The organism is Pseudacidovorax sp. 1753, from assembly GCF_040544975.1.
In the GTDB taxonomy this organism is placed as follows: domain Bacteria; phylum Pseudomonadota; class Gammaproteobacteria; order Burkholderiales; family Burkholderiaceae_C; genus Xenophilus.
Genome location: NZ_JBEPKY010000002.1, coordinates 36,229 through 51,490 on the forward strand (window position 1 = coordinate 36,229; position 15,262 = coordinate 51,490).

Consider the following 15,262-nt stretch of genomic DNA (forward strand, 5'->3'; position numbering starts at 1 on the left):
GGTCAGGCCACCGCGCGAGCTTCCGCAATGACCGTCACCGCCGTTGCGACTTGATCACGGCGGCGAACGCCAATCTGGCTGGCATTGGTGATGCCGTCGATCAGGCGCGTGTAGCCAGCGGGGATTGGCACGCTCGGGCCGGAGCCGCGGTTGTATTCGATGTCAACCGCATCCGAGCGAGTGTTGATGATTTCCAGCGCTGTGCACGCTTGCGCGGGGAAGGTCGCAAAACCCGAACCTCCAGCCGCGGGCGTCGATACGGAGATGGAAGTGACCGTGTAAAGCTCACGGCCGACGTTGGCGTCCGAGGCCGGCGTAACGCTGAGCGACGTGGCTGCGGTCTTCGCTCCCAACGAAGCAGGGAACTTACCAACCAGCACAACGACTTGTTGCACAAGCCGCTTGAAGAAGGACATGAACGAGAACGTGCCAGTGTCGCTGGCGGCAACGGCATCGTCTTGCTTGCCAAATGCCGTGTTCAGCGCAGCCAGAGTGGTCTCCGTTGCCCCACCGGCCCCTACCAAGGTGAGGTTGGCCGCCGAGGGAGCTGCCCCCAAATCAGTATTGGTCGAATCGTTGCGCCAGATTGATGCATCGGTCGTCGGAGTCGACGTGCTGACGTTGAGTACCCTCACGCAGGTGATGGTGTCGCCCACCGAGGCGCCGGCAAACGCGGTCTTCACCACATACGTGGTCAGCACCACCTCCCGGTCGACACCAGCCGAGCCGCCGACCAGGGACACAGGCAGCGGGGTTGCGGTGCCGATGGCCTCCCCCGTGGCCGGGTCGAGGAGCACCACCGGCAGCTGCGCGCGCGTGCGGCCGGGCTGGCCGGGAACGGGGATTTCGATGGAAGCCATGGGCGCACCTCGGGAGATTGAGTTGCGGCCCATTCTTCTGACGGCTCACGCTGCCGTCGAACCCTAGAGGGGGGATCAGTCGTCCTGGCCGCTGTAGCTCGCCTGGGCGTTGATCGCGTTGATGCCGGCTGAGGCCATCGAGGCCGCCGCCTGCAAGGCAGCGAGGGCGGCCTTCACCTTTTCCTCGATCGACGTGAGGACGGCTGACTGGTTGGCCTGGCCGACCTTTGCCGCCAGCTCTGCATTCCCCAGTGCGAGACGAATGCGCGGATCCAGCGCGGCGACCTGAGCGGAGTAGAAGGCAACCAGCGCCTGGGCACCGCGGGTGCGGAGGTCGGCCAGGCCGGTGGCCAGGCGCACAGCGATGTCCGGCGCCTGGGCCAGCGCTGTCATGTAGCGCAGCGCCGAGTCCATGGCCGCCTGACGCTGGTCGATGACCGTCCGCACCGCGAAGCGCACGTTCTCGAGTTCGGCCTCGAACTGCTTGATCGCGATGTCGCGACTTTGGGCGGCAAGCTGCCCAGCGGCGGCGAGCCGCACCTGCTGGACCTGGGCCGCCAAAGGGCCCGACGGAAGCGGGAAGCCACGATCTGCCCAACTGGCCACGGACTCTTCCTCGGCGCGCAGCATCTCGGCGGCTATGCGGGATCGATCACGCTCCCAAAGCGCCACCTCCACCGCGACCTTGATTCCCGAGCCTCCGTCTCGCACCGCCCGATCGCACCAGTCGAGCATTTCGTCGTAGAGGGCGAAGCGCGGGAAATATGTGCTGATGATCGACCCGAAAGAGTCCCGCATCATGGCCAGGATCTCTTCCTTCGATGACGAATACAGGGCCTCTTGATCGCTCGCGTCGTCCAGGGAGATCGTCGGCACCTCCGGCAGAGCCAGATCCGGCACAGCCGCCGTCTGCACCGTGGGCACCGATTGGCCCATCCCGATGGCGGTGTTGGCCCAGGTCGAAACCTCGGCGTATTTGTCCGCGGCCTCCTTCCACATGTCATTGATGACGCCGGCCGTGAAGGCGGCGGCAACAGAGGAGCCGTTGTAGGTCACTGCCATTTTCAGATCCTTCTCGCGAGGTCGACCACCTTGAACATCACGGTGTCGAGTTCGAAGTCCGCGCCCTCCTCGTTGTAGAGCTCGAAGGTCGCATAGTTGAAGCGCAAGCCCTTTCCGGGCGTCACCCGCTGCTGCCGCAGCGCCGGGTCGCTGCTGCGCGCGGCATAGGTGTAGGCACCGTCGCCGGTGATCACCTTCAGGAAGAGCCTCCCTGCCGACGACACGCCGAGATAGCAGGCCTCGACGCTCTTCTGCTGCTGGTTGCCGAAGTCCAGCGTTCCAAGACCGAGGGCAGCGCGAATGGGCAGGCCGTCGTCCGTATCCCCGTCGAGGGCGAAAAGGCCCCCTGCCCGTGCGCCGTAGTGCACGCCGCCGATCCGCGCGAAGCTGTTGAAGCCATACCCGGTGTATTCGGTCGTGCTGCCGCTGTCCAGGTTGACGACGAAGACCAGGTCGCCATCGCCCGGAACTGTGATGGCTGCTCCACTGCGTGCGTAGGATCGAATGACCGCTTCGAAGACCTGCTGCGCGGCGAAGCTATCGCCGGCCGTGGCCGCGCCCAGGATGGCGGCATCAAGCAGCACATGCGCCTGCACCGCTGCCCAAACATGCCCAGCGCTGTTGACGATGACCGCGAGAACCGCAGTGCCGGTCAGGCGGCTTTCTGCGCCACCCAGCGACAACATCGAAGCCCGGCTGTTTCCTTCCCACGCATTCAGCGTCACCTCCAGCGCGGGCAGCTGCAGGACCGCCTCCGCATAGGGATGGTCCGCGAAGAGCGTGGCCAGGGGCCGCAGCTCCAGCGCCAATTGCGCGACCTCCCCCGTCAGCGCGTGAGCGGTGAACAGAGACAAGGGGCACTGAACGTTGAACGAAGCCCAGGAGGGCTGCAGAGGCTGTGAGGCCAACTGGATCTGCAGGGGCACGACGACGCTGAGGGCCGCATAGAGATGCTCTGCCAGTATCAGCGCCAGGGGCGGCAGTGAAATGTCGAAGGTGGCATTCTGGTCGCTCGTGTCCAGCGAGGCGGCAACGATCGATGGATCCTGCACACGATCGCCGGCGGCATACAGTGACGCCTCAAGCCAGGCGACGCCACTGGACGGCGTCGGCGAGACGTAGACCTCGCTCTCGTCGATCAAGTACCGGACGACGCCCTCCTCACGCGCGATCTTGAAGACGGTTCCGCTCTGGTAGTAGCCGACGACGGCCTTCAGAATCCCGGCCTCCATCACACGCGCGGTCCCGCGCGTGAGATAGAACGCATGATCGATGTTGATGCCGGGGTAGTCGGCCGGCGCCGGCGAAGAGCACAGGCCCGCGATCACGCCAGAGACCGACGCCGCCACCTTGAACTGAACGAACCCGTCACCGTCGATGAAGGCAATCGACCGTCCGCCAGCATTCCAGCCGACGTTGGGATCGACGACGTACTCATACCCCGTGCCGTAGATGGCTTCGCTGGCGGGCACAGCAGCATGCTGCACGAGGACCTGCTGCTCACTGCACACGTACTGGCCAGGCGTATACGAGAGCGACGAGGGACTGCTGCTGTTGGAGGTGCCGTCGCTGTTGAGGATCACGGTGCCGCCGGTGGCCACCCATCGGCACACGGTCCGCGTCTCCACGCTCGTGTATGCGGCGCGGCCGGCCACCGCGGGCTGCAGCAGGATCTGCGTCGCTCGCAGCACGCGGGTGGAAGTCTTCAGGAGGTCATTGCTCATTGGGGGCCTCGATGCGGCAGTCCGTCACCCAGGGCGTCATTGGGAACGCTGGCGCCGGTCGCCCGTCGCGCTGGAGCAGCGTAATCCTCGAGAAGTCGCCGAGCACGTACTGCTCAACGGCAGGATCAGGCGCCGGCGCGCCCTTGGCGATGGTGGCCCACCGGCGCCACGTCTCCCCAAGGTCATCGCTCGCGTACAGCGAGTGTTCCCCGTCGTAGAAGGGACAGATCAGCGTGTCCCTGTCCCATCCCGTGATGACACCGGTCCGATACGTGGGCTGGGGCAGCTCTGCGACGAACGTCAAGCCGGCGCCGTCCGAGGTGTAGGCCTTCTGGGGCCGCAGCCATTCGTCCAAGCCACCGGTCACGGGCGAATAGCTGACCAGCGCCGCGCCTTTCATGGCCACCATCGAAAGGCTCTCACGCCATACCGTCGCCGAGCGGACAGGCCCATCGGCAAGCTCCACAGACGCGCCGATTCGAACGCCGTCGCTCAGATCGATGCTCCCGACCTTCAGCTTCCAGCGCACCTCATAGGCCTCGGCCGTGGTGCCGATCGCGTAGGGCACGACACCGACCATCACCGCCTTCGTGCCGCTGATCGGGGCGGCCCAGAAGGATGCGTACGCGGCGCCGATGTCGAACCCAGCGCTGACCGTCAGTGCGCGCAGCGCCGCCAGTTCGCCGACGCAGAAGTCGTTGTGCTCGACCTGCTGCCACGTCAGCCCACCATCTCGGCTGCTGGTGAAAACGAGTCCCGGGCATGCTTCATCGGCCGAATCGAGAGCGCGCAGGTACCGGTCCACGCGCAGCAGCTGACCGGGGGCCAGCGTCATCAGGTCGTGTCCGTGGGGCCGGTGGCCCGGCGCATAGAGCGCGGCGCCGGTGGTGAAGGTGCCGCGCCCGTCATCGTGCAGGTACACCGGCAGCGGCTCGTCCTCGCCGATCGCGGTCCATGCAGCCCCTGCGTAGAAGGCCGGACCTGCCGCGGTGGGCCGATAGCCGCCAGGCACCTGGGTCGATGCGGTCAGATAGCCTGCCGGGCTCGCCTGGACATAGGTGTAGTAGTCGGAGAAGCGCCGGCCGTCGCGCGTGCGCTCGATCGCCGTGTCGATCACGGTGTAAGAACCGAAGGCGGGGTTCTCAAAGACATGGGTGCCCGCGGCCTTTGACCGCGCGGCAATTCCGTACTGGCGGCCGAAATACGCAAGCTCAGAGGTGACAAAGCCGCCATCCTCTGGCGCAGGCCCACGGCGCGAGAAGCGGCCCCTTCCCGTATCGGAGGCCACAATGGTGGGCACGTCTCCGATGTTGCCGAGCGCGAACGCCTGCAGCGGTCCGCCCGTCCTGACGACGTCGATGAAGTCTCCGACCCGGCGCACGAGGGCGTCGCCACGGCGCCGCGTCAACACCGGCGTGGGCCCGCCCATCATCCGGGCCAAGTGCGCGCCGTCGCTCGTGTAGCCATTGCGGAATTTGGGAAGCTGCGGCATCTCTCACACCACCTCGACGGCGCCAATCACGCTTGTCCAGAACTCAGAGGCAGAGCCTTCCTCCTGGCCAATGTCGACATAGTCGACGAGCATGGACACACCACCTGCGGGCACGGCATAGCACTGGAGCGAGAACACGGTCGAGGTCGCTTCCAACGGCGCGGCAGGGAGGTCAATGGTGAAGGCGCTTCCGCTGTCTGGCTCGTAAAGGCAGCGCGCTCCGGTCTCGTCCCAGGTGATGCGAAGCGTGAACGGCTGAGTGCCCGCATTTGGCGCCGGCGTGCTGACGGATCCGCCGCCGTCGTAGGAGCAACGGCGCCGTACGTTTGAAGCACCAGGGCTGAGCCGGACCTGCACATATTCAGCACCGTTCTGGATGCTCAACGCGAGCCCATCCTGACCAATGCTCGCTACTTGGAACTGGGCCCGGACCTCGAGCGTCAGGGGCGCTGCCGAGGGCAGCTCCAGCGTCAACGTGTGGTCGAAGGAAGAGGAGGTCTGCGGATAGGCCATCAGAACCCCTCGGATCGAGCCTCAGCCTGACCTGCTCCGTTGAGGACCAAGCCATAGGTCGAACTTGCCCCCGCTTCGGAGACCCAAGCGGGCGGCGTGCCCAGCCCCTCTACGACGTTGGGCACTCGACCTTGAATGGGCGTGTTCGCGGCCCCCACAAAGTCGTCGCGGACATGAATTGCGAGTGCCATCTCGACGCTACGCCATCGGCATCGTGATGGCGCCGGAGTCGATGGTCTGAACGGCATTCAGCACCAGGTTGACGCTGCTCATGTTGAGCTGCGCACCTGCCGTGCCGCACGAGCCTTGGAGCCGCACGGCCGTGCTCGAAGCTGCACCGGTGTCGTCCGGCCGGACCCAGCGAAAGTGCGTCGCGGTGCCTGTGGCCACGACAACGCCGCCCCACATGTCGCCACTGGGCTTGCTCATGGTCTGCCCGACCGCGTCGTCGAGCTCCAGACCGGAGCCGTCGCCGTTCAAGCTCACGGTCACCAACAGCGTGCCGGTGGCGGCGTCATCGGCTCCGGCCGGCGCCGAACCGCCGTAGATCCGGATGATGCCGCCCGACAGTGCCGACTTCACGGATCCGCCGCTGAGGATGGCAGCGGCCAGGCCGGTGGAAATTTTCGTGGTCATGTGGAGCCTCAGTCAGAAGTGATTGCGATGCCAGCGACGACGGTCAGCACGTCGCCGATGGCCGGCTGCTTGGGTGTCGTGAACCGCGCGATCGAGCCCAGGCGGCCTGTGGTCGCGCCCTTCGCGGCCGCGGAGACCAGAAATGCCCCGTAGAGCGTGCTGGCCGCCGTGAACGTGAAGCTAGCCTTCGCGGCCGAGTTGTCGGCCAGGCCGGCAGCCACAGCGCCCGGCGTCCAATGCACGCGGGTGGCCGCGCTGTAGCCGGTGAACTCGGAGGCCAGCGTCGCCACGTTGGATGCACTCACGTCGCTCGTGGGTGTGTAGTTGCCGGCATAGATCCCCAGGTACCAGTCCGCGCTGGCAGTCGCGCCAGCGAATGCGGCCCCTACCAGGTAGTTGAGGCCCTCGACCGGAATGAGGTTGTGCACCTCGTCCAGGTCGATGATCCGCATGCGCCCGCTCTTGGCCGGCCGGCAAAGCTGCGTGCGGTACGTAAATCCCGCTCGAGCCAGCGCGGGGTGGTTTTCAGAGGTCACTGGATTGCTCCTTGCGGACGAGCTCCGCTTCGATGAAAGACGTCGCGCGAGCCATCGATGCGCCCGAGCCAAGACGTGACGTGACGACGTGCAGGTTTCCGTCCTGCTCACGATGCAAAGAGGCGCCATATGCCGCCGGGCCGAAGAACATCGCATCCTGCTGGGGCGTCTTGACGGCACCCGAACCGTCGCCCACCACGAGCCCTTGCGGACTGCCCCAGAAGGCGGTCAGTTGGTCCGGGGAGGTCCCGCCTGACCCCGGAATGCCGCCGAACGGAAGCACCGGCACCAATGCGCCTCCGGACAGATCGGGAAGCCAGTAGGTCTTGTCGGCGGCGATGTAGATCCCGCCGCCTGCGGCGCTCTCGACGGGCTGGACGACCGAGATGGGCGCGGGGAAGGGGATGAATCCGCTGGCGGCGTCATACAACCCGTAGTTGTAGGGCCGGGAGAAGTACAGGACCGCTCCCGCTGCCACGAGCATGCGGCCCTTGAAGTGCCGCACGATGGATCCCGGCGGCATACTCGCCGTCTGGCCCGTCCGCAGCCGCTTTCCGCCCTCCGTCGGTGCCACCACGAGGAAGGCCCCTGCGCTGGAGGTCTGCACCAGCGAAAGCACATCACCGTCGGGCCCGGAAAGGTAGAGGTTCACCGAACGCCCTGCCAGGCCTGGCGCATCCAGCACAAGCCCGCCGGCGGCGGGCACGCTGATCTGCTGGATGACCGTCGCTGCCGACTCGCCGGCATCGCCTTGGACGGTGAAGGCGTAGAGGTAGAGCCCCGCTCGCAGCGCACCGGCCGTGAGCTGCAGAGCAGGGGCACTGCTCAGGCCGTCGGTGGCAACCGGCAGATCGCTGGCGCCGATGAGCCGCCGCACCTCGTGCTGGTTGGTCCAGTAGACGGCCCCGTCTGCCCCCGATGAGTACGAGACCGGGGCCGATGCCATGCCCCCGCGCACGATCGTCGCGCGCAGCCCGGAGCCCTCCGGATCCAGCCGCGTCAAGGCCCCGTCCAGCACTGCCAACCCGAATGCCCCCGAAGGGTCCGCCCAGATCGAATGTGCAGAGGCGGCTTCGACCGCCACGGTCTGGCCGCGCCGCCGCTTTGCGAAGCCCTGTGCGGAGAGGTCGACGTTCTGGGCAGCGTGCAGGAACGTGCGCCGCCCGGCCTTGTCCGAGACGCCGAGGCGCGCAAGATCCAGCCGGTTGTTCAGGCCTGGCGCGATGCTTCCGAGATTGAAGTCCCGCATGTCAGAGCCAGAACGCCTCGGTGTGATGGTCCATGTCCGCGCGCGCATCCTTGCGCAGATCCGCATCCGGCCTGCTGCCGAAGTAGGCAGTGAAGGCCACCTCTTCGCGCGCCGCGCGTGCCGCGTCGAAGGTGTCGGCGTCCTGGTTGCTGTAGGCGCGATGGAGCGCCCAGTGCACGAGGAAGCGGTGATGTACCGGCGCGATCTCCGGCGTGTCGGCGCCGGCGGAAAGGACGGCGGCCGGCAGGCGGTAGCCCTCCAGCGTCAGCGTGTAGTCGCGCTCGACGGCGCCGCCGAGCACCACCTGCGTGTCCTCCACGATCAGGCGCGCGGGCACGCCCGGCCGTGTCCGCCAGCCGGCGTCGAACCGGTCCATGCCATCGCGCGAGACGATTCCAAGCTCTGAGGCGGGCGCCGACAGGTCGGACACCTGCAGCGTGGCGTGGGTCACCTCGAACAGGCCCGTGAACGGGTAGGTGCGCCCGGCGGCAGTGGTGACGTTGATCGCGGGAGCCGAGCCGTACAGCAGGCGCCGGCGCACGGCCGCTTCCTGCTGCGCCTCATTCAGCCAGCCCTTGACCAGGTCGTCCGCCCAAAGGTAGGGCTCCGCCTTGTCGCCAGCATCCTGCCGGAACGATGCGATGAGCTCGGCCAGCGTCACGTCAGCGCACCCCGAACTGCTCGACGGCCGTGCTCACCTGTTCGCGAAGCGCCTGCACGGCCTTGCGCTTGTCCAGCTTCAGCTCGTACTTTTCGGCGTAGTCGGCCAGCGCATCCTTGTCCCAGGTGCCGATCGAGGCCAGCATCTGCTCCAGCTCCTGACGCTGCGCTTCCGCCTGGCGGCGCGCCTCGTTCTCCCGGGCCTGCGCTTCTTCCAGCGCGGCCTGGTTGGCCGTGTCGTTGGGCGTGCTCGACGTGTCGCCGGAGGCCGCTTCCCCGGTCGCGCTGCTCTGCCCTTCAGTCCCTTGGGCGCCGGCAGCACCCTCGGTGGACGCGAGAGTGGCACTGGCGGAGGATTCGGCAGAAGCAGCCGCCACGGTCACGCGGTCGAACTCGGCGAACCTCAGCAGCTTGGTCGCGATCCTGGCCGGCACGAACCGGATCTGGCCCGGCGCCCACGTGGCGTTGAGCAGAGGGTCCGGGTACGGCTTGCGGCCGTTGTACTGCACGCGGTCGAAGTCGGTCGACATGAGAGATCCTTGAGGAAAACAGGCCGGTCAGAGCCGGCCTGTTGGGTTGCGAACAGGCGCGCTGCGCCCGCGTCAGGCGACGCCTTCGCTGATGCCTTCCAGCACCACGTCGACCCGCGATGCCTTCGCATTCGCCGCGCCGCCGGTGGTGAGGATCAGGTAGGCGTCCTTGGGCAGCGTCACCGGCGCGTTGGCCGTGGCGTTGCGCAGACGCGCGGCAGCAGACGCAGCGAGCGCGGTACCGAAGTAGGTCGCCGACTGCGGGACGATGGAACTGTCGACACCGTCCACATACTCGAAGCCGACGCTGAGCGTCACGTTGGCGCTCATCGGCGTCGAGACGATCACCTGGCTGTCGTACAGCAGGGTACCGGCCGGGATGACGCCGACGCGGACCTTGTCGCCCGAGGCGATGGCAGCGGCGGAATCGCTGTTCTCCAGCGCGCCGGCCGCGTTGGTGGTCAGGACATAAAGCAGTGCGTTGAGGTTGCCCCAGGGCGTGGAGCCCAGGTTGTTGCGGTGGGGCATGGTCTTGCGCGTGATGGTGGCCATGGACTTCTCCAGAGATTGGGCTACGGTCCCGCCCCGAGCGGATCGGGGCGGTGGGGGCGATTACGAGCGGGCCGCGATGATGGGCACCGCGGTGTCCACGGCGATCACGCCGTGGTCGGTGTAGTGCATGACACCGCCGCCTTGATCCACGAGCCAGCGCACCTTGGACAGGCCCATGATGGCGCCGATCAGCAGCTCCATCTTGTCGCCGTGGTCGAAGTCCTTCTCGCTCCAGAAGAACGGCATGCCGCCTTGGTCGCCCTTCGCGGCCGCGAAGGCCTGCGCCAGCGCCTGGCCGCCCAGCAGCAGCGCACGATCGACCGCGAAGGTGGTTCCGAACGACGCGGGCACCACGACCTGGCTCTCCGCCTCGCTGGTGTTGCTGGCGGCGTAGTTGATCGTGTCGCCCGCGTAGAAGCGGATCGGCTTCGGCATCTTGCAGATCAGGATGCCGTTCCACAGGCCCACCTCGCCCAGGAAGAGCGGGTGCTGTTGGGCCTTCGAAGCCCGCGCCAGCGCGTTCGCCTGGAACTGGCGGAAGCTGGGGTCCTGCGCGAACTTGTGGTACTGCGCGGGCGACACCAGCATGATGCGCAGCGGCGAGTCGTCGGCCACCACGTCGCCGGGAATCTTCACGGCCGGGGGAGGCAGCGCGATCGACTCGATCATGGTGCGCACGGCATCCACCACGTCCATGGTGAGCATGTCCGTGGTCTGCAGGTCCACCTCGCCCGCGTTGATCGTGAAGGGCTTCACGGTGCCGGAGTCGGCGATGAAGTGGCGGTTCTTCGTGGGCGCCTTCACCGTGTTCACCGCGATGGCAGCGAACTTCGGATGGGAGGCCAGCGGCACGCGCCACTCGATCGTGTCGTTGAAGCCCCGGGCGCCGGCAAGGTGCATCAGGGTGGCCTGATCCTGGTAGGAGTCCATCAGACTCTGGGCGATCGGGCGCCCCAGCCGACGGAACTCCACCGGGCTGCGCAGGCCGGTCATGGTGTCGCCCAGGTCCACGGGGAAGCGCGCCTGATTGACACGCACCCGGGACTTGTCGAGCGAGATACCCACGCCCTTGCCCTCGGCCATTTCGCTGCCCATGATCGGGTAGCTGTTCACGGGCTGCACGAAGTGGAACTCCACCTCGTCGCCGCGGCCGCGCGACAGGTCCACCGTGCGGACGATGGGCATGTCGGTCGTGGTCTGGTTGCGCACGGTCGAGGCCACGCCGGCCTCGCCCTGGGGCATCTTGCCCACCATGCGGTTGAGCGTGCTGTTGCGCTGCATGGACTGCGCGAACAGCCCGGCAGCTTGGACGAATTGCGCATTGGACGAGCCAGCGGCAATGGCGGTCTTGGTCATTGCAGTCTTCCTTCGAAGGGATGGGGCAGCCTCATCACGAGGTGGCCTGCGGGTTCAGGGTCAGACGCTGTTCATCGCGCGTTCGATCTGCGCGGGTGTCAGCGCCTGCATGTGGGTCAGCAGCGATTTCGGGTCCTCGGCCAGCTTGTTCAGACGTTCGCCTTCGCTGCCGGTGGTGCCGTCGCCCGTCAGATCCGACAGGCTGTTGGGCACGATGGGCTGCGCCTGCGCCGCGGCTTTCGCCTGGGCCACAGCGGGGCTTGCAGCGGCCGCGGGGGCTGCTGGAGCCGGCGCGGCGGCGGGCTTGGCTTCGGACTTGAAGGCCGAGAACACGTCGACCACATCCGTGGCGGCGCCGCTTTTCAGCGTGTTTTCGATGGCGCCCCGCAGGAAGGCAGGCTTTCCGGCCAGCCAGTCGCGGAACTCGGCGGATTCGTAGACCTCGTCGGCGTCCGGGTGGGCGCCGTAGATGGCCTCGCGGTGCGTCTGGGCCGCGGACTTGGCCGCGCTTTCCTGCAGCGGCGCCACGTGCTTTGACAGTTCTTCGCGCAACTCGGCGCGGACCTGGTCGCGCGCCTGGTCGGTCAGCGCACGGATGCCCTTGGCGATCCCCTCCTCGGAGAAGTCGCCGAACAGGGCCGCATCCGCGCCCTGCCCCACTGCGGCAGCTGCCACGGCGGCGTTCTTGTCGGCCTGGGTCGGCGCTTGGCCAGCGTCCGCACGGGCCTGCGCTGCGCCCTGGGCTCGCCCGAGGTTGGCGGCCTGGGCTGCGTTCAGCTGGGCGACCTGGTCTCGCAACTGCGCTGCCTCGGCGCGGGCCCGGTCGCGTTCCTCGCGTGCAGCGACGAGCTTCTCGTACGGGATGGTGTAGTCGCCCGACTTGCTCGCGATGGGTGCCGGCTTCTCTTCCGAGGAGCTGGGTGCCGCCGCGGCCGGTGCAGGGGAAGCCGCAGCCGGTGCGGCAGCCGTGGGCGCAGCGGCGGGTGCAGCACCATCAGCAGGTGCGGCTGCGGGCGCTGCAGGTGCAGCAGGGGCCTGCGCCTCCGGCGCCGGTGCGGGATTGGGTGCGGATGCGCCTTGACCCTGCGATGCGTCCGCATCCAGGTTCAGGTCGCCCGCGAAAGCGGCGTTCAGCAGTTGCTGAGCTTCGGTCGTCATGTGCTCCACCGTCCGGACGTCCATCCGGCATGAGGTTTGAGAACACCACGGCATTCGAGGGCCAGGCGGGGCCGAAGCCCCGCCGTGCACTCTCCAGCTATGGGAGATGCCTCGCGCTCTTTCGAGGGAGGCGCCGGCTCTCACGAGCGGGCTGCTTCACGATCTGCTTTCGCTTCACGCTTGGCGCTACTGTGCAGGCTATGGCGCGGCCGACGAAACCCTACAGGGGGGTAAAGGCCGCCGCGGCGCTACCCACGGCGGGCGCGACGGTGACGGGCCTGGTTGCGGCGCTTGCGCGCCATGCGCTGCACATGGCGCACAGTCCAGCCTGGACCGTCCGGGTAGCCAGCGCGACGGCTGCAGCGATGGCGCGCCCACCACGGCCCGAACGAAGGCTCCGCGTGCCAGGTCGTGAGCGGTGCCGGTGTGCTGGCATTGACCTTCGTCGCGGTGGCAGGCTCGAGGCTGCTTCTGGCCGGTGAAGGAACGATGAGCGACGTCGGGATGGCTGCTGCTGCGAGGCCGGCGGCCAGGACCCCGGCGATGGATGGGCGAAGTGAACGCATGGTGGACTTCCGGCTGATGATGGGCAGCCGATGCTCTGTCCATCACCACCCGGCGCCGAGCCCTACAGGGGTCAGGCCAGATTGTCGGAAGTCCGTGCCGTTTCGATCCCTCGCATCCCCGTGCCATCAGCTGGCGGTCGTGGCGGGAACGTGGGGCTCGTGTTCTCGTGCACCGGTGGCGCAGCTGCGGCCGCCTCTTCCGCGGCCGCGGGCTCGGCCGGGCCCTGGCCCTGGATGTACGGGCTCTTGATGTTCATCGCGGCGGTGACGGCCGGCGTGGGGAAGTTGGGATCGTCGCCAGCGGGTGTCGGGCGCTGATACCCCGCCCCTTGCATGATGGCATCGGCGATCGGCGCGATCATCGGCATCTGCGCCACCTGAGCACCGCCCTGCATCGCCGCGAAGGCGGCCTGCACGCCGGTCTGCACGGCCTGGGCCATGAGCTGGCGGATCTGCGCATCGGTCAGCCGTTCCTTGTTGGCCAGCTCCCGCTCTTTCAGATCGTGCATCAGCTCGGTCTTTACCTGCTCGCGAATGGCGTTCGGATCGGCCTGGCCCTGCTGCAGCGCCCGGGTCACGGCCTCGACCACTTCCCGCTTGCGCGGCAGATCCATCAGGTCGACCATGAAAGGCACGATCACCTGCTGCAGCGCCGGCGGGGCCGACTTCCCAACCTCGGTCAGCGCGGCCAGCTGCTGGGCCCGGAAGCTGCTGGTCGTGGGCACATCTTCCAGCGCCACCAGCAGGCGGGCCCGCTGAACATCGTTCGACAGGTACACCTCGCCTGTGGCGGGGTCGCGTTCTTGCACGTTGAGCATCACCGTGCGGGAGGGCTTGAGCGTGTCGCCCTCGATGACCACGGTTTGCTGGTCGACGCCGATGTCGTCAATCAGCATGGCCAGCAGCATCTCACCGACCATCGCGCGGCCGCGCTTGAAGTTGTCCATCAGGCCGGCGATGCTGACCTGGCTCTGCTCCACCTGCGTCTGCTCCTGCAGGCCCGAGTTGGCTGTCCCGGTCTGACCCTTGAAGCTCGCGGTGATGCTGCTCACGCGCTCGAGCGCCAGCCGCGAATCCTGCATCAGCTGAAACTGCTGGGCATTGAGCTGGAAGTCGCGCTTCACCTCGAAGCGGGCGCCTGGCCGCGCCATCGCGTCGGCTTCCAGCACGATGTCGGCATCCGGCCGCGCCACCTGCCGGCGCAGCTGCTCGTCCGTCATGGCCACGGCGCCCTTTGTGCGCTCAACCCGCGTGGCGGCCATGCCCCAGCGCAGCTTCGCCATCGTGCTGTTCAGGTTGTCCTGCGGGAAGAGCATGTCGCGCACGAGGCCGAAAGGCACGCCCGTCATGTCCTCGCGGTAGCCCCAGAACGGCACGTACGGGAAGTGCGGATGCGGATGGGGCGTTGGCCCGTCGTGCACGCACACCGGCCCGATCCAGTAGCTGCGACGCACGCGCGTGACGGTCGCGCGCTCAATACGGCCCCAGCCCTGCTCCACCGCCATCACGTGCGCGAAATTCTGCTCATCGAACTCGACCACACGGTTGTTGGCCTTCACGCGCAGGATGAGCGCTGGCACCCAGCGGCGGTACCAGACTTCACCGATGCACACCTCGTCCGACTCACGCCGGTACCAAGCCTGCTCGCGCGTGGTCCACGCACGGTTCATGTCGAGCCCGGCGATCAGGCCCGTGCCATCGCCACCCTCCATCACCGGGCCATAGCCACCGAGCCCGTTCGCCACCGTGTACTGCTCGATCAGGTCGGCAGCGGCCGGGAACTGCGCCAGGGCACGCGCCTTCTTCACGTAGCGCTCGCGCACGAGCCAGGCAGCATCGGACAGGTCGCGCTCGCGGGCGCGCATGTCCCAACGGATCTCGTTGCGGTGGACGTAGCGGCAGCGGAACGGAAAGCCGAAGGGGTCGCTGTTCTTCGTCACCTCGACCCAGCCGAGGCCCACGCTGGCCTGCGGACGGAAGGCCTCGCTCATCGCCTCATCAGCCTTGCTGTGCCGCTCGGCCTGGTTCAGGCGATAGTTCAGGGCATCGGCCAGATCCTGCCCGCCTGGATCGCCGTCGGGCGTGACGCGCCAATCCGTGCGCGTCTTGGCCTCGTAGCCACAGAGCGCGGCAATTGCCGGGCCGATGATGTTCTCCTTTGCCGGCGGCACGCCGAGGGCCTTCAGGCGCTGCATGAGCTCGGTCGAAAGCTGGTTGCCTTCGACGTAATCGGCTTCGACATCCGCATTGCGGCGCCACGGCGGCTGGTCGATGCCCTCGTCCAGGATGGCTGCGTACTCTTTGGGGGTGAGGGGCGCGCCGAAATCTGCGGCTGCCGGGGGGCGTCGGAATTGCATGATGGTCCTCT

Annotated in this window: 14 protein-coding genes; all 14 read right to left on the reverse strand. The window is 67.4% G+C overall.

Going from position 1 to position 15,262, the window contains the following annotated elements:
• Positions 1-2: 2 nt before the first annotated feature.
• A complete protein-coding gene (locus ABIC63_RS02475) occupies positions 3-860 on the reverse strand; it encodes a hypothetical protein (protein WP_354318562.1) in 858 nt (285 codons plus the stop codon).
• A gap of 75 nt (positions 861-935) precedes the next feature.
• Positions 936-1,922 carry a hypothetical protein gene (locus ABIC63_RS02480; RefSeq protein ID WP_354318563.1) on the reverse strand — a complete coding sequence of 329 codons (987 nt, stop codon included), beginning with the start codon at positions 1,920-1,922 and terminating at the stop codon, positions 936-938.
• 2 nt (positions 1,923-1,924) lie between these two features.
• Complete coding sequence (locus ABIC63_RS02485; RefSeq protein WP_354318564.1) at positions 1,925-3,646, reverse strand: hypothetical protein; 1,722 nt, start codon at positions 3,644-3,646, stop codon at positions 1,925-1,927.
• Entirely contained in the window at positions 3,636-5,138 is a 1,503-nt protein-coding gene (locus tag ABIC63_RS02490) for a hypothetical protein (protein ID WP_354318565.1), read from the reverse strand. The genes ABIC63_RS02485 and ABIC63_RS02490 overlap by 11 nt, the downstream gene beginning before the upstream one ends.
• A 3-nt stretch (positions 5,139-5,141) precedes the next feature.
• Positions 5,142-5,651, reverse strand: a complete 510-nt coding sequence (locus ABIC63_RS02495; RefSeq protein WP_354318566.1) for a hypothetical protein — start codon at positions 5,649-5,651, stop codon at positions 5,142-5,144.
• 198 nt (positions 5,652-5,849) lie between these two features.
• Positions 5,850-6,287 carry a hypothetical protein gene (locus tag ABIC63_RS02500; RefSeq protein WP_354318567.1) on the reverse strand — a complete coding sequence of 146 codons (438 nt, stop codon included), beginning with the start codon at positions 6,285-6,287 and terminating at the stop codon, positions 5,850-5,852.
• An 8-nt stretch (positions 6,288-6,295) separates the two neighbouring features.
• The gene (locus ABIC63_RS02505) at positions 6,296-6,739 is read right to left on the reverse strand and encodes a hypothetical protein (RefSeq protein ID WP_354318568.1); all 444 of its coding nucleotides are present in this window, start codon (positions 6,737-6,739) and stop codon (positions 6,296-6,298) included.
• A 73-nt stretch (positions 6,740-6,812) separates the two neighbouring features.
• Positions 6,813-8,072, reverse strand: a complete 1,260-nt coding sequence (locus ABIC63_RS02510; protein ID WP_354318569.1) for a hypothetical protein — start codon at positions 8,070-8,072, stop codon at positions 6,813-6,815.
• 1 nt (position 8,073) lies between these two features.
• On the reverse strand, positions 8,074-8,733 hold the full coding sequence (locus ABIC63_RS02515; RefSeq protein ID WP_354318570.1) for a phage adaptor protein: 660 nt from the start codon (positions 8,731-8,733) through the stop codon (positions 8,074-8,076).
• A gap of 1 nt (position 8,734) precedes the next feature.
• A complete protein-coding gene (locus tag ABIC63_RS02520; protein WP_354318571.1) occupies positions 8,735-9,262 on the reverse strand; it encodes a hypothetical protein in 528 nt (175 codons plus the stop codon).
• A 72-nt stretch (positions 9,263-9,334) separates the two neighbouring features.
• The gene (locus ABIC63_RS02525; RefSeq protein WP_354318572.1) at positions 9,335-9,814 is read right to left on the reverse strand and encodes a hypothetical protein; all 480 of its coding nucleotides are present in this window, start codon (positions 9,812-9,814) and stop codon (positions 9,335-9,337) included.
• A 60-nt stretch (positions 9,815-9,874) separates the two neighbouring features.
• Positions 9,875-11,170 (reverse strand): phage capsid family protein, encoded by a 1,296-nt coding sequence (locus ABIC63_RS02530; RefSeq protein WP_354318573.1) that lies wholly within the window; start codon positions 11,168-11,170, stop codon positions 9,875-9,877.
• A gap of 60 nt (positions 11,171-11,230) precedes the next feature.
• Complete coding sequence (locus ABIC63_RS02535; protein WP_354318574.1) at positions 11,231-12,328, reverse strand: hypothetical protein; 1,098 nt, start codon at positions 12,326-12,328, stop codon at positions 11,231-11,233.
• 637 nt (positions 12,329-12,965) lie between these two features.
• Positions 12,966-15,251: a portal protein gene (locus tag ABIC63_RS02540; RefSeq protein WP_354318575.1), complete on the reverse strand. Its 2,286-nt coding sequence runs from the start codon at positions 15,249-15,251 to the stop codon at positions 12,966-12,968.
• Positions 15,252-15,262 lie beyond the last annotated feature (11 nt).

Bases quoted from the DNA above. Each gene is read 5' to 3' on its own strand.
- ABIC63_RS02475 (WP_354318562.1), bottom strand. From the start codon at position 860: ATGGCTTCCATCGAAATCCCCGTTCCCGGCCAGCCCGGCCGCACGCGC.
- ABIC63_RS02480 (WP_354318563.1), bottom strand. From the start codon at position 1,922: ATGGCAGTGACCTACAACGGCTCCTCTGTTGCCGCCGCCTTCACGGCC.
- ABIC63_RS02485 (WP_354318564.1), bottom strand. From the start codon at position 3,646: ATGAGCAATGACCTCCTGAAGACTTCCACCCGCGTGCTGCGAGCGACG.
- ABIC63_RS02490 (WP_354318565.1), bottom strand. From the start codon at position 5,138: ATGCCGCAGCTTCCCAAATTCCGCAATGGCTACACGAGCGACGGCGCG.
- ABIC63_RS02495 (WP_354318566.1), bottom strand. From the start codon at position 5,651: ATGGCCTATCCGCAGACCTCCTCTTCCTTCGACCACACGTTGACGCTG.
- ABIC63_RS02500 (WP_354318567.1), bottom strand. From the start codon at position 6,287: ATGACCACGAAAATTTCCACCGGCCTGGCCGCTGCCATCCTCAGCGGC.
- ABIC63_RS02505 (WP_354318568.1), bottom strand. From the start codon at position 6,739: ATGCGGATCATCGACCTGGACGAGGTGCACAACCTCATTCCGGTCGAG.
- ABIC63_RS02510 (WP_354318569.1), bottom strand. From the start codon at position 8,072: ATGCGGGACTTCAATCTCGGAAGCATCGCGCCAGGCCTGAACAACCGG.
- ABIC63_RS02520 (WP_354318571.1), bottom strand. From the start codon at position 9,262: ATGTCGACCGACTTCGACCGCGTGCAGTACAACGGCCGCAAGCCGTAC.
- ABIC63_RS02525 (WP_354318572.1), bottom strand. From the start codon at position 9,814: ATGGCCACCATCACGCGCAAGACCATGCCCCACCGCAACAACCTGGGC.
- ABIC63_RS02530 (WP_354318573.1), bottom strand. From the start codon at position 11,170: ATGACCAAGACCGCCATTGCCGCTGGCTCGTCCAATGCGCAATTCGTC.
- ABIC63_RS02535 (WP_354318574.1), bottom strand. From the start codon at position 12,328: ATGACGACCGAAGCTCAGCAACTGCTGAACGCCGCTTTCGCGGGCGAC.
- ABIC63_RS02540 (WP_354318575.1), bottom strand. From the start codon at position 15,251: ATGCAATTCCGACGCCCCCCGGCAGCCGCAGATTTCGGCGCGCCCCTC.